Raw genomic sequence first — 12,859 nt, 5'->3', positions numbered from 1 at the left:
AGGAAGGGAGCCCACCGTGGCGCGTACACCTGAAGACCATCTCGCCGCTGTCCGCGGGTTGCTCGGGGAACTGCCGGTCGAGCACGCCGCGCCCGCCGACGCCGTGGGACGTCGCCTGGCGGCTGACGTCACGGCCGTCGAGGACTCTCCGCGCTTCGACAACTCCCAGATGGACGGTTATGCACTCGGTGACGCGCACCTGGCCGGCGGCACCTTCCCCGTCGGCCCGACGATCCCCGCCGGAGCCGACCCCCGTGACATCCTCACCGGTCTGGCCGGGCTCGCTGCCGGGACGGGCGACCGTGTCATCCCGGTGATGACGGGCGCGCGCCTGCCTGCCGGCACCGCCGCCGTTGTGCCGGTCGAGGCATGTGAGCCATCGGAATTCCTCGGCAGCGACGATAGCGACAGTAGCGACAACAGTGCACCGGCCACCGTCACCGTCCCCGCCGCACCGGCAGGGCAGTTCGTGCGGACCCGGGGCTCCGACATCCGTGCGGGGGCTGTCCTGCTGCCCGCCGGGCACCGTGTGAACCCGCGCACCGTCGGTGTCGCCGCGGCACAGGGCATCACCGGACTTCCGGTGCGACGTCGTGCACGCATCGTGGTGTGCACCGGCGGCGACGAGATCGGCAGCGCCGGAGACATCCCCGGTGCAGCGTCCATCCGCGACGCCAACGGACCGATGCTGGAGGCGCTGTGTGCCACCCACGGCATCGCCGTCGCCGGAACGGTGCGCACCAGTGACAACCCGGACGCCTTCCGTGCCTCGCTGGCCGACGCGGTCGACCGGGCACGTCCCGACGCGGTGGTGACCAGCGGTGGGATCAGTCACGGACGCTTCGAGGTGGTGCGCCAGGTGCTGCAGAGCGGTACCGGGGTGGAGACCGCCTGGTTCGGTCACGTCGCCCAACAACCCGGCGGGCCACAGGGGCTGGCCCGATTCCACGGTGTGCCCGTGGTGTGCCTGCCGGGGAACCCGGTCTCCACGGCGGTGAGCTTCCGGCTCTTCGTCGCTCCGGTGCTCGGAGAGGTGGCGGAGACGGTCGCCGGACGACTTACCGCGCCGGTGCCGGGCCTGCCCGGCCGCGACTGCTTCCTGCGGGCGAGGACGGAGGTCGGGGCAGCCGACGGAGTCGACGGAGCCGACGGTGCCGTTGTCGCCGTCACTCCCGTCGGCGGGACCGGATCGCACCTGTTGGCGCAGTCGGCGGAGGCGGACTGTCTGGCCCGCATCCCGGCGGGGGAGGACCTTGACCGGGGTGCCGTCGTGACCGTGTATCCGCTGTAAGAGGAGCTCGTCCGGTGTCGCCGGACAGTTTGTGAGTATTCGGATGGTGTGACCTGACGCTCCCGGTCAGGTAGGGTCACAGCCATGCTGCTGTCCCAACTCGCCTACTTCGAGGCCCTCGCCCGGGAGGAACACTTCGGCCGCGCCGCAGAATCCTGCTACGTGTCCACGTCGACCCTCTCCGAGGCCATCCGCAAGCTCGAGACCGAGGTAGGTTTCCCGCTGGTCAACCGGGGCAAGTCGACCTACCGTGGGCTGACCGGGGAGGGGCGGCTCGTCCTCGACTACGCCCGGCGCATCAACGCCGACCAACGCTCGTTGACCCAGGATCTCGCCTACCGGCGCGGTCATCTGGACGTCACCGTCCGTTTCGGGGCGATCCCGTCGGCCGCTGACCGTGCCGCGGAACTCCTCGGTCGGCTCGTCGACGCCAACCCGTCGGTCCGTGTCGACCTTGTCGCCGATCTCACCAGCGAAGACATTGTCTCCCGGGTACTCAACCACGAACTCGACGCCGGGGTCATCCACCCGGGGGCCGCCCGCGGGCACACCCGCGCCGGACAGCAGGGCACTGTCCGTCTCACCGCACTGGGGTCCGTGCACTTCAGTGTCGTCGGACGCCGTGAGACGATGGACCGCTTCGACGGCCACGTCACCGGCGCGGACCTCGAGCACCTGCCTGTCGCACTGCTGGGGCGAAACATGCTGGCCAGGGAAGGCTTCGACCGGGCCATGGAGGATGTCGGGGCATCGGTGACCCCCGCCGTGGAGACCACCTCCGTCGGCTCGCTGCGCGCTCTGGCGGCGACGGGGAACTGGGTGGCGGTGGTCCCGTCGTCGGGCGCGGAGTCCGGCGACCTCGTCTCACTGCCGTTGACCGCGCCGAAGGTCGACCTGGACGTGGCGCTGGTGAGGCTGGACACGCGTCCACGTCCGATGCTGATCGGGGCCCTCGACGAAGCGGCACGCGGGTGAAGGCACTACGCAGGCTGCTCACCCCGGTGCAGCCGCGTATGCCCCTGGGTGGGCTCGTCCTGTCCACCGCTGCCGTGATCGTGGCGGTGGCGTTGCTCAGCGGGCTCAGCGAACTGTCCGGACACCCGTTCTTCATGGCCAGCCTCGGAGCCACCTGCGTCCTGCTGTTCATCCTGCCGGCGGCGCCGCTGTCGCAACCGCTGAACATCGTCGGCGGTTACCTCGTGTCGACGACTGTCGCCGTGGTCCTGTTCTCCTTCCTGCCGTCGGAGTGGTGGTCCCTGGCACTGGCGACCGGCGCCGCGGCAATGCTGATGACCGGACTGCGGATTCTCCACCCGCCGGCAGCGACGATGCCGATGCTGGTGACCGCGAGTGGCGAGTCCTGGCACTACCTGCTTGAACCCGTGCTCGTCGGTGCACTGGTCGTCGCGGTCCTGGGGATCCTCTACCGCACGGTGGTCGGCGACCGGATCTGGGGACGGTGACAGTTTTCACCGGACGCGTGTTCGGCGGTGACGTCCGACGGAGTAACGTCACCGCAGTTCAGATGGCATTCCGCGTGGGGGTGCACCGTTCGGTCACGGCGAAAGTCTCTTCGTCGCCACCGGTGTTCCCGGAGTAACCTGACCCGACGTGACTCACGACACAGCGACTGAAGCAGCACCCCACACGGCCCCGTTCGCCGGCGCCTTCAACACGGCCGCGGACGCCGCGGTGCGCAAGAAGGCCGCACTGTTCGACGACGACCACCCCCGCTACGCCGTACGCGCCGTTCTCGCCGGGGCCTACCTGACCCTCGGCACCGCCTTCGCCGCCGTGTGCGGCAACGCCGTCGAACACCTGGCCCCGGGGCTGGGTCCCGTGGTCTTCGGCCTGCTGTTCTTCATCGGCCTGGCGATGATCCTCCAGCTCGGCGCGGAACTCGCCACCGGCACGATGATGTTCGCCGCCTTCGGCGCCGCCCGCGGCTACCTCAGCTGGGGACGTGCGGTGTGGATGGTCATCGTCACGACAGTCTTCAACCTCGTCGGCGCGGTCGTCGTCGCCGTCGTTCTCGGCCAGTCCGCCAAGCTCGGAGGCCTCGGGGCGGACCACCTGATCGCGAGCCTGGCCGACGGTAAGCTCACCAAGGAGCCCTCCGGCATCTTCCTTGAGGCTGTCGTGGCGAACTTCGTGGTGAACATCGCCATCGTCGGTGGGCTGCTGATCAAGGACTACGCCGGCAAGTTCCTGTTCACCCACCTCGTGATCGCGGTCTTCGTGGTCCTGGGTCTGGAGCACCTCATCGCCAACTTCTCCCTGTTCACCCTCGCGTTCTTCGGGCTGGGTGACGGGTTCGCCGCCGGCGCCGGGGTGCTTGACTCTCTGACCTGGTCCAATGTGCTGACGAACTGGGGGCTGGCGCTGGTCGGCAACGCGATCGGCGGCGGGCTGCTCATCGGCGGGGTCTACGCCTGGCTGAACCGGGGGACCACCCCGGGCGGGGAACTGTACCGGGACTGATACTGCGGTGGTGCTTGTTGCGTAAACAACCTGCGCGTTTTCTGCGTTTTAGACCGTGGGGTTGCTATCCCTACGGGGCGATGAACAACGATATTGGTGTGATGGACATCTAATAGCGGGCAGACATAGTCGACGAGGTTATCGCACGCATGGACCACCAGTGCTTCTTGGGCCGAACCGCGCGCGAACGCGCCGGTTCACCTCCTTAATCGGAATCGGAAGGCTTATCTGGAGTGTCCCCTCCTACGGCACGGTGAAATCGTGCAGATGCTGCGTGCACCAGGGTGCGGAACTCCGGCGGGTCGATAACTGTGAACTCCACATCGCTGAGTACGAGGACCGTGAGCAGCCATTCGAGTGAATCGACCATCGCTGTATAGCGGGTCCGGTTCCTGCCTTCCTGCACATCGAGTGGTTCAAGCGCCCCGTCGACTCGGTATAGCCGAGACGTAGCCTCAGCAGGAGTCGCATACAGCTCCAGAGTCACGGTGCGGGATGTCTCCCGATGGAACTGTCCTCGGATGACTTCGGCAATGTCGCCTTCGGGCAGGTGCACAGGAACAAAACGGTTGGAAGTGGTGGTGAGCTCGCTGATTCGATCCAGCCGGAAGGTTCTCCAGTCCCGCCTGTCACGGTCCCAACCGTGCAGGTACCACCGGTGGTCGAGATTCACCAGCCTGGCGGGTTCAACGCTGCGTTGCAGCCGTCCGGTACGGCCCACATGACCGAAGGTGACTTCTCGGTTCTCGCGAATCGCACGGGTCAACAGAGACAACGACTCGTCGCTGACACGTGAGCTGTGCTCTGTGCTGAAGTCGAGTGCAGCGATCACCGTATCGGCCTGGCGGCGGTCGATTGGGGACAATGATTCCCGGAGTCGGCGTTCAGCGCGAGTAACAGCGCGGTGTGGAAAGTTGATCCCGACGACTCCCCTCGCTGCAGCATGGAGGCTCACTGCCGCAGCGACTGCTTCATCTCCTTGAATCGGGAGTGCCGGAATAGAGCTGGACCTGTTTAGCCGATAATGACCTCCACGTCCACGGGTGCTCCTGACGTCGTAGCCGGAGTCCTTCAGGGTAGCGATGTCACGGCGCAGTGTCCGTCCTGGTATCTCCATCGCAGCTGTCAACTCGTTGGCGGTCCAAGGCGTTCCATCTTCCAGCAGGGACAGAAGCCGCAGAAGCCGGTCCGGAGACTTGGCCATGTTCGCTCCTATTTGTGGACACTTTGTTGCCGCATATCACCTTAGCGTGGTGTCATGCACACTCACGAGATCACCGTCACCGGCGCACGTACACACAACCTCACAGGCATTGACGTCTCTCTCCCCAAACATGCGTTCACCGTCGTCTCCGGAGTGTCCGGATCCGGCAAGACATCTCTGGTATTCGAGACAATCGCGGCAGAAGCCCAACGGGCCACGGCAGCAAGCTACCCCAGCTTCGTACGTGCACGATTAGCGAAATACCCGGGGGCGGACTATGACAAGATCGACGGGCTCACATTCACGGTGATTGTCGACCAACGGCGATTCACGGGAAATGCGCGATCCACGGTGGCTACGGCGACCGACATAGCAGGGACATTGCGGATGCTGTTCTCCCGGTTCGGCGCACCGTCGGCAGGCTTTTCGCCTGCATACTCTCCGAACGACCCCGCAGGGATGTGCCTGTCCTGCCAGGGACTGGGAGTGCAACGGGTCGTTGATGAAGCCGCTCTCGTTGATGCCGAGCGCACACTAAGAGAGGGGCCTATCCGTTTTCCGACGTTCCAGCCCGGAGGCTATCGCTCTCGCCGGCTCATCGCCTCCGGGTTGGCGGACCCGGACATCCCGTGGGGTCAACTTCCAAAGCCGGTCCGAGAAGCGTTGCTGCATGCTGAAAAGCTCCAGCTGACAAACCCGGGCAGGGACTATGCGAAACACGGCTTGTTCGATGGTGCCGTCACACAGATCAGGGACCGTTATCTGACACAGACTCCGCCCCACATGACCTCGAAGGAGAAGAGCGCATTGCAACAGGTCGTCCGGTCAAAGACATGTCCGGAGTGTAATGGATCGCGGGTGAACGCCAAGGCCCGGGCGAGCGTGATCGACGGTCGTTCCATCGTGGACTGGATGGAGACCCCTGTCGCTCAACTTCGTGGTATTGCCTCGGAAGTGGGCGGCCTCCTCGGTGAGGCGGCAGCACCCCTGGTCAACGACATTTCGGCTACGTTGTCCGGTCTAGAAGACGTTGGCCTCGGCTACCTTACTCTGGGACGGTCCTCACCCGGACTCTCCGGCGGCGAGGCCCAGCGGGTGAAGATCGTTCGGCAGCTGGGCAGCTCTTTGACCGACGCGACCTACATCCTGGACGAACCGAGCATTGGCCTGCACCCCGCTGACGTCCACAGGTTAACGAGCCTCCTCTGCGGACTACGAGACCGGGACAATACCGTTCTGGTCGTGGAGCACAGCCATGCTGTGATTCAAGCAGCGGATCATGTGCTTCACCTCGGGCCTGGCGCGGGGAACAACGGTGGTCACGTTGTTTACGCCGGTCCGCCCTCGCCAGAACCTTCGCAACACCAGTTTACCCTCAAGGAAGATTGCCGTGCATCTCGTGGTCAGTTCCTTGTCACTGATGCGTGCAGTAACAATCTTGACCATGTCACTGTCGGATTTCCGGAAGCAGTACTCACGGTGGTCACCGGAGTCGCCGGCAGCGGAAAATCGTCGTTGGTCGGGGACTTCGTGGCTCAAAACCCGGGGTTTGCGGTCGTCAGTCAACAGCCCCTTCACGGTGGAAAACGATCCACACCGATGACGGTGATGGGGGTCGCTGACGAGGTACGCTCCGTCTTCGCGAGCGCGGGTCGCGCGGACGGACTGAATGCGTCGTGGTTTTCCCGGAACTCCAAAGGCTCGTGCCCAGAGTGTAAGGGGCGCGGAGAGATCATCATTGACCTGGCTTTTCTCGACGACACTTTCACTCGCTGCGAGGCCTGCTGTGGAACTGGTTTCAATGACCGGGCCCGTGCGGTCCTGGTCGATGGACAGACCATTGCTGACGTGGCCAGCTTGCGGCCAAAGCAATTGGCGTCACTGTTGGGGCCTCGCGGACGAAACCGCATGGTGTGGATGGACAGAGTTGGATTGGGCCACATCGCGATGGGTCGGCGAGCCGATACGCTCTCTGGTGGTGAACGTCAGAGACTGCTGTTGGCGAAACACCTGTCCAGCGCTGACGCTTCTTCTCGTACGGGGGGCGAGCCCGGTGACCGTTCAGCGCTGCGTATCGTCCTGGATGAACCAACTGCGGGGCTTCATGACACCGATGTCGCCCGATTGCTTGCTCTCTTTGATGAACTTGTTGACCAGGGAGCGACACTCGTCATCATCGAACACAACCTCCAGGTCGCGGCCCGCGCTGATCACGTCATTGATGTAGGGCCGGGTGCGGGGCACGCTGGAGGCCGGGTGGTGTTCACAGGCGCGCCGACGGAGCTTGCCTTCTCGGGGACCGTAACCGGAAACTATCTGCGCCGGGCTGTGGACCTTGGTCCCAGCACCCGTATCTAACCACGGCGGACCGCTGTCGACCCCGAGAGAATAAAACTTGGCCGCCACGTCATGAGCCATCTACGCGTCTGGTTCGCGCTTTTAGGAGATACGTCCGGCCGGAATCTGACCCGGGTCAGAACCTGATGTAGCGCACGGCGTCGCCGGGGGAGAGGCCGTCGGCGGGGACGACCATCAGCGCGTCGGCCACCGCATAACCGCTGAGCATGTGGGAATGCGCGCCGGGGACCGGGGCGAGTTCGCCGTCATTCACGCGGGCGGGCAACAGTCGCACCCGGTCACGATGCAGCGGACCGACTGTCCCGGTGGTCGTCCCGTGGAGGACTTCGGCACCGCCGCGTCCGGACAGCACCGCGACCGCCGGGGCGACGAAAGAATGCAGTGCGGCGTGTGCGGCGAGAGGGTTACCGGGGACGCCGAAGACCAGCTGGTCTGAGCGTCGGATGATCAATGTCGGGTGCGCCGGCTGGCAGGCGACCTCGTCGGCGAGGATGTCGTCGGCGACGCGGGTGATGAAGCGTCGGGCGAAGTCCTGCCCGGAACGGCCGGACCCGCCGGTCATGACGACCAGGTCGGCGTCCTGCACGTCAGGGCGCCGCAGCCAGTCCTCCACCGCCACCGGATCATCCGGCACCCGGTCGGTGCAGACGACGTCCGCACCCCAGCGGGAGGGCAGCGCGGGGAAGGAGACACCGAAGGCGTCACGGACCTCACCGGGAGCGGGCACACCGTGGTCGATGACCTCATTGCCGGTGAACGCGCACGCCACTCGGGGCGGGGCGACGAGTTCGATCTCGTCGACTCCGCAGACCGCGAGCATCGCGCAGTGACCGGGGCCGAGCACCACCCCGGCATCGACAAGGGTCTCCCCGCGCGCCCACTCCTGACCGGCCGGGCGGATGTCCCTGCCGTCGCCCGGGTAGTCGGCGGTGAGGGACGAGCCGTGGGTATCGGTGTCGCCGGCCTTACTGACGCAGCTGTTCTCCGAACGCACCACCGCCGTCGTGCCGTCCGGCAGCAGCGACCCGGTGAGCACCGGCAGCGCCTGGCCGATGTCGAGCGCACCACCGGTGTTGTGCACATTGCGTCCGTGCGCCCCGGTCGCCGGCGGAGCGAGCAACTCCCACGGTCCGGGACCGTTCACCGCGAAGCCGTCCATCGCCGAGGACGTGTAGTGCGGTACATCCACCGGCGCGGTCACTGGCGTGGCGGTCACGTCCCCGGGGACGGGGGAGCGGAGCACGGTGCGGGCCTGCGCGCCGGGCGCGCGGCAGGTGTCGAGAACGCGGGCACGGGCTTCGTCCCAGGTCACCGGTGTGTGGGTCATGATGTCCTTCCGTAGCCGTGGGTCACGGCGTCGTCCCAGGTGTCGATGTCCGCGGCGGACGGCAGTGGCGTCTCCTGCAGGTCCAGCCGACGCAGCAGCACCATGGCCGGGGCATCGGTGAAATCGTTGCCGTCCACCGCCGTGTGCAGGGCGCCGAAGCGTACCACGCTCAACAACGGCTGCATCCGGCCGTCGACGGTGCCGATACAACCGGCAGGCGCATCCTGCACAGACTTCAGTAGAACGTCGACCGACCCTGCAGGGGCCACCAGATCGGCGGCGAGGAGGAGGACGGGGTCAGCGTCACAGACCGTCCCGGTGCCGTGCAACGCCGCAACCCCCGCAGCGAGGGCCGCCGCAGGCCCCGCCAAGGCCGGGTCCTCCTGCGTCCGCAGAACGTCGACGGGCAGCCCCGGCAGATCCGGGGGAGGTGCGACGACGACACGGCAGGCACAGGACGCCGTGGCGTCGAGCACCCGGTCGATCAACCGTCGGCCGTCCGGGCCGGCGAGCAAAGGTTTGCGGGGCACGTCCCGGAGCGCATCCGCCGGAGCCGACGCCGCCAGACGCGAGCCGGCACCACCGGCGACGATGATCGCATGGACACTACTGTCCGCCATCTACCCTCCCGCGAACGGCGGCAGGACGTCGACACGTCCGACCCCGGCCAACGACGTCGCCGCCGCATCCGGCCGGGTGACCGTCCGCCCGTCGACGAGGAAACTGCACCGGTCGAAGATCCCGGCCAACGTCATGCCCCCGGCCGTGGTTTCCGTGTGGCGTCTCCCGAGGTCATCGAGCAGGTCAGCGAGGGTGCCGGCGATGGTGCTGTCGGCGGGGACCACCTCATGCGCAGCACCGCGCGCGGCACGGGCGGCGGCGAAATACCGGATCTCAACCATGCGTCCCAGTGTAGCGGTGACGGCGGGTAACCTGGACGGTCATGGAAGACCCAGGAGACCATCTCACCCACGTCCGTGAGGACGGGTCGGCCCACATGGTCGACGTCACCGCGAAAAACGAGACGAGCCGTACCGCCGTCGCCACCGGGCGGGTCCGCACCAGGGAGGACGTCCTCGACATGATCTTCAGCGGGGACCTCCCCAAGGGGGACGCGCTGCCCGTCGCCCGCGTAGCCGGCATCATGGGGGCGAAGAAGACCCCCGAGATCATCCCGCTGTGCCACCCGCTGCCGCTCGGGAAGATCACCGTCGACTTCAGCAGGGAGGACGGGGACAAAGGGAACAGTGCCGGGGCAGTGCGTATCGAGGCGTCGGTGAAGACCCGCGGCGTCACCGGTGTTGAAATGGAGGCACTCACCGCCGTGACCAGTGCTGCGCTGACCGTCTACGACATGGTCAAGGCCGTCGACAAGCACGCCGTCATCGACGACGTCCGTGTGCTCGCCAAGTCCGGCGGCAAATCCGGCGACTGGGACATCCGGTGAGCGGCGCGCCGCGTGCTGTCGTTGTGGTCGCGTCCACTCGGGCGGCGTCCGGTGCGTACGAGGACACCACCGGGCCGCTGCTGGTCGACTGGCTGCGCTCGCGTGGCCTCGAGGTGCCGGACGCCGTGGTCGTCGCCGACGCCGATGTCACGGGGTACCTCGACGACGTACTCGGCGGAGACACGACGGCGCGGCCCCGCGTCGTGCTGACCACCGGGGGCACCGGCATCAGCCCCACCGACCAGACCGTGGCCGCCGTCCGCCCACACCTCACCCACGAACTGCCCGGCCTGGTCGAGGCCGTCCGACGGCGTGGCGTGGACGCCGGCGTACCGACCGCGCTGCTGTCCGGGGGAGTCGCCGGGGTGACAGGGACGGCCGACCGCACCTTCGTGATGACCCTGCCCGGGTCCCGTGGCGGAGTGAAGGACGGCATCGTCGTGCTCGACCCCGTCCTCGACCACCTGCTCAACCAGCTGGAAGGACGTACCGACCATGACTGAGAACACCACCGACCCCGGCTACGTCTCCGAGCAGACCGGCGTCGTCGTGCACACCGCCGTCTCCGCCGAACCGCTGGAGGCACACCTCGTCGACGCCAAGGACGCCACCGCCACCGACGCCATGGGCGCCGTCGTCACCTTCGAAGGCACCGTCCGCAACCACGACGGCGGGGCCGGCGTGACCGCACTGACCTATTCCCACCACCCGACCGCACCGGACGTGCTGGCCCGCATCGCCGCCGACACCGTCGCCGAGTATCCCGACGTCCGGCTGTGGGCCGAGCACCGTACCGGCGACCTCGCGATCGGGGACCTCGCCTTCCTCGTCGTCGTCGCAGCCGCGCACCGAGGGCCCGCCTTCGAGGCCGTCGCCGCCTTCGCCGACGCAGTGAAGTCCCAGGTGCCGATCTGGAAGGAACAGGAACTCACCGACGGGAGCACGGAGTGGGTGGGACTGTGACCGACCTCTCCCGCTACCAGCGGCAGATCACCCTCGCCGGCTTCGGCCTTGACGGCCAGGAGAAACTCGCCGACGCTCATGTCGCCGTCCTCGGCGCCGGCGGCCTCGGCTCACCCGCGCTGCTGTACCTTGCCGCCGCCGGAGTAGGGGAGATCACCGTCATCGACGACGACCTGGTGTCGACGTCGAACCTCCACCGCCAGGTCATCCACACCGACGCCGCCGTGGGTTTGCCGAAGGCGGAGTCGGCGCGCCGGGCGATGCTGGCCCGCAACCCGGACATGACGGTGCACGTCGTGTCATCCCGTCTCACCACGGACAACGCCGTCGCCCTGCTGCGCGGGGCAGACGTCGTCCTCGACGGCACCGACAACTTCGCCGCCCGCTACGCCTGCTCCCACGCATGTGCGGTGCTCGGCATCCCGCAGGTGTGGGCGTCGATCCTCGGGTTCGACGGGCAGCTCTCCGTCTTCGGAATGGCCGACGGGCCCGTCTACGAGGACGTCTTCCCGACACCGCCACCGGTCGGGGCGGTGCCGTCCTGCTCGGCGGCGGGGGTGCTGGGGCCGGTCGTCGGCACCGTCGGCACCGCCATGGCACTTGAGGCGGTGAAGGTCGTCACCGGCGTCGGCAGCCCGCTGAGTGGCGAGATCGGCTACTTCGACGGGCTGTCCGGACGCTGGGAGTACATCCCCGTCGCCGCTGACCCGGCCGTGGCCTCACGTGTACGGCAGACGCCGACGCCGGTGGCCGGGGAACTGGCCGTCGAACCGTCGGACGAGAGTGTGTCGGCGGTGCCTTCGCTCGAGGGCGCCCTCCTCCTCGACGTCCGCGAACCCGACGAATACGCCACCGTGCACATTCCCGGGGCGGTGAACGTGCCGCTGTCGCGGCTGCGCGATGAGGAAGCTGAGGAAGCTGAGGTCGCAGAACTCGCCGAGGCAGCGACGACCTCCGGGCGTCCTCTCGTGGTCTACTGCGCCGCCGGGACACGCTCGGCGCAGGCCGTCGAGATCCTCGCCGACGCCGGCATCACCGGCGTGAACTACCCCGGCGGCATCCACGCATGGTTGGAGCGTCAGTGAATCACGCGGACAGTTACGCCGACATCGCCTTCGACGACTTCGTCACCGCACGCCAGGAGGCCCGCGGCGTCGGCAACAGGGTCGACACGACCGGGGCGTCCGGCGCCGAGCTGGACCCGCGCGACATCAAACTGATCCGCCAGGCCCGCATGTTCATGATGTCCACCGTCACCGGAACCGGATGGCCCTATGTCCAGCACAAGGGCGGACCGGCCGGTTTCGTGAAGGTTGCCGCGACGTCCGACGGTTCGCGCCTGATGTTCCCGGACTTCGCGGGGAACAGGCAGTTCGTCACCGCCGGTAACCTCGACCGGGACGGTCGCGTCTGTCTCTTCTTCGTCGACTTCGCGACCAGATCGCGGGTGAAGGTCTTCGGGCACGCGCGCACCGTCGACGCGTCCGACGCCCCCGACCTGATCGAGCAGCTGCGTGACCTGGGGGACCGGCGCATCACCTCGGTGATCGAGCGTGCCGTGATCGTCGAGGTCACCGCCTCCGACGCGAACTGCTCCAAGCAGATCACCCTACGGTGGACCCGTGAGGAGGTCGAGGAACGGCTCGACCTGTACCGGGCGGACATAGCCTCGCTGAAAGCCGAACTCGCGGCGGCCCGGGCCGAGATTGCGGAGCTGACGGGTCGCTGAGCAGGCGGGGTGTGGCTCAGGTGCCGAATATTGTCGTCACAACCCCGCCGGCGTGACTA

General features: G+C 67.2%; 14 protein-coding genes. 10 read left to right on the top strand and 4 right to left on the bottom strand.

What is annotated here, in order from left to right; translation table 11 throughout:
- Positions 1–16 precede the first annotated feature (16 nt).
- The 4 genes from FS507_RS02100 to FS507_RS02085 all read left to right on the top strand — a co-directional run bounded on the left by FS507_RS02100 (position 17) and on the right by FS507_RS02085 (position 3,772).
- Positions 17–1,291 (top strand): molybdopterin molybdotransferase MoeA, encoded by a 1,275-nt coding sequence (locus tag FS507_RS02100; protein ID WP_145941200.1) that lies wholly within the window; start codon positions 17–19, stop codon positions 1,289–1,291.
- Between the two features lie 84 nt (positions 1,292–1,375).
- Complete coding sequence (locus FS507_RS02095) at positions 1,376–2,266, top strand: LysR family transcriptional regulator (protein ID WP_145941199.1); 891 nt, start codon at positions 1,376–1,378, stop codon at positions 2,264–2,266.
- Positions 2,263–2,754 (top strand): HPP family protein, encoded by a 492-nt coding sequence (locus FS507_RS02090; protein WP_260853115.1) that lies wholly within the window; start codon positions 2,263–2,265, stop codon positions 2,752–2,754. The genes FS507_RS02095 and FS507_RS02090 overlap by 4 nt, the downstream gene beginning before the upstream one ends.
- A 148-nt stretch (positions 2,755–2,902) precedes the next feature.
- On the top strand, positions 2,903–3,772 hold the full coding sequence (locus tag FS507_RS02085) for a formate/nitrite transporter family protein (protein ID WP_075811344.1): 870 nt from the start codon (positions 2,903–2,905) through the stop codon (positions 3,770–3,772).
- Positions 3,773–3,977: 205 nt separating this feature from the next.
- Here the strand turns inward: FS507_RS02085 and FS507_RS02080 are convergent, their stop codons facing one another.
- Positions 3,978–4,976 carry a helix-turn-helix transcriptional regulator gene (locus tag FS507_RS02080; protein WP_145941198.1) on the bottom strand — a complete coding sequence of 333 codons (999 nt, stop codon included), beginning with the start codon at positions 4,974–4,976 and terminating at the stop codon, positions 3,978–3,980.
- Positions 4,977–5,030: 54 nt separating this feature from the next.
- Between FS507_RS02080 and FS507_RS02075 the strand changes: the two genes are divergently transcribed.
- Entirely contained in the window at positions 5,031–7,334 is a 2,304-nt protein-coding gene (locus tag FS507_RS02075) for an excinuclease ABC subunit UvrA (RefSeq protein ID WP_145941197.1), read from the top strand.
- A gap of 115 nt (positions 7,335–7,449) precedes the next feature.
- On the opposite strand, the gene FS507_RS02070 is transcribed toward FS507_RS02075, so the two are convergent.
- From FS507_RS02070 to FS507_RS02060, 3 genes are read right to left on the bottom strand one after another with little or no spacing between them, the layout of a single operon-like run.
- Entirely contained in the window at positions 7,450–8,661 is a 1,212-nt protein-coding gene (locus FS507_RS02070) for a molybdopterin molybdotransferase MoeA (protein ID WP_145941196.1), read from the bottom strand.
- Positions 8,658–9,281 carry an NTP transferase domain-containing protein gene (locus FS507_RS02065; RefSeq protein ID WP_145941195.1) on the bottom strand — a complete coding sequence of 208 codons (624 nt, stop codon included), beginning with the start codon at positions 9,279–9,281 and terminating at the stop codon, positions 8,658–8,660. Before FS507_RS02065 ends, FS507_RS02070 begins: the two co-directional genes overlap by 4 nt.
- Positions 9,282–9,563, bottom strand: coding sequence for a MoaD/ThiS family protein (locus FS507_RS02060; protein WP_145941194.1), 282 nt, complete (start codon positions 9,561–9,563; stop codon positions 9,282–9,284).
- Positions 9,564–9,604: 41 nt separating this feature from the next.
- On the opposite strand from FS507_RS02060, the gene moaC reads away from it, so the two are divergent.
- The 5 genes from moaC to FS507_RS02035 are packed head-to-tail and all read left to right on the top strand — an operon-like array spanning position 9,605 to position 12,800.
- Entirely contained in the window at positions 9,605–10,108 is a 504-nt protein-coding gene (gene moaC / locus FS507_RS02055) for a cyclic pyranopterin monophosphate synthase MoaC (RefSeq protein ID WP_145941193.1), read from the top strand.
- Positions 10,105–10,611 carry a MogA/MoaB family molybdenum cofactor biosynthesis protein gene (locus FS507_RS02050; RefSeq protein ID WP_145941192.1) on the top strand — a complete coding sequence of 169 codons (507 nt, stop codon included), beginning with the start codon at positions 10,105–10,107 and terminating at the stop codon, positions 10,609–10,611. The genes moaC and FS507_RS02050 overlap by 4 nt, the downstream gene beginning before the upstream one ends.
- On the top strand, positions 10,604–11,071 hold the full coding sequence (locus FS507_RS02045; RefSeq protein ID WP_145941191.1) for a molybdenum cofactor biosynthesis protein MoaE: 468 nt from the start codon (positions 10,604–10,606) through the stop codon (positions 11,069–11,071). The genes FS507_RS02050 and FS507_RS02045 overlap by 8 nt, the downstream gene beginning before the upstream one ends.
- Complete coding sequence (locus tag FS507_RS02040; protein ID WP_260853114.1) at positions 11,068–12,156, top strand: ThiF family adenylyltransferase; 1,089 nt, start codon at positions 11,068–11,070, stop codon at positions 12,154–12,156. Before FS507_RS02045 ends, FS507_RS02040 begins: the two co-directional genes overlap by 4 nt.
- Positions 12,153–12,800 carry a pyridoxamine 5'-phosphate oxidase family protein gene (locus FS507_RS02035; protein ID WP_260853113.1) on the top strand — a complete coding sequence of 216 codons (648 nt, stop codon included), beginning with the start codon at positions 12,153–12,155 and terminating at the stop codon, positions 12,798–12,800. Before FS507_RS02040 ends, FS507_RS02035 begins: the two co-directional genes overlap by 4 nt.
- Positions 12,801–12,859 lie beyond the last annotated feature (59 nt).

The sequence above is a fragment of the Corynebacterium glyciniphilum AJ 3170 genome, from assembly GCF_007673095.1.
In the GTDB taxonomy this organism is placed as follows: domain Bacteria; phylum Actinomycetota; class Actinomycetes; order Mycobacteriales; family Mycobacteriaceae; genus Corynebacterium.
The sequence above is the reverse complement of the archived record's forward strand: the minus strand, read 5'-3'. Positions and strand labels throughout refer to the sequence as shown.

Excerpts from the sequence above, each read along its gene's own strand:
- FS507_RS02095 (WP_145941199.1), top strand. The coding sequence starts at position 1,376 with ATGCTGCTGTCCCAACTCGCCTACTTCGAGGCCCTCGCCCGGGAGGAA.
- FS507_RS02080 (WP_145941198.1), bottom strand. The coding sequence starts at position 4,976 with ATGGCCAAGTCTCCGGACCGGCTTCTGCGGCTTCTGTCCCTGCTGGAA.
- FS507_RS02075 (WP_145941197.1), top strand. The coding sequence starts at position 5,031 with ATGCACACTCACGAGATCACCGTCACCGGCGCACGTACACACAACCTC.
- FS507_RS02070 (WP_145941196.1), bottom strand. The coding sequence starts at position 8,661 with ATGACCCACACACCGGTGACCTGGGACGAAGCCCGTGCCCGCGTTCTC.
- FS507_RS02065 (WP_145941195.1), bottom strand. The coding sequence starts at position 9,281 with ATGGCGGACAGTAGTGTCCATGCGATCATCGTCGCCGGTGGTGCCGGC.
- FS507_RS02060 (WP_145941194.1), bottom strand. The coding sequence starts at position 9,563 with ATGGTTGAGATCCGGTATTTCGCCGCCGCCCGTGCCGCGCGCGGTGCT.
- moaC (WP_145941193.1), top strand. The coding sequence starts at position 9,605 with ATGGAAGACCCAGGAGACCATCTCACCCACGTCCGTGAGGACGGGTCG.
- FS507_RS02045 (WP_145941191.1), top strand. The coding sequence starts at position 10,604 with ATGACTGAGAACACCACCGACCCCGGCTACGTCTCCGAGCAGACCGGC.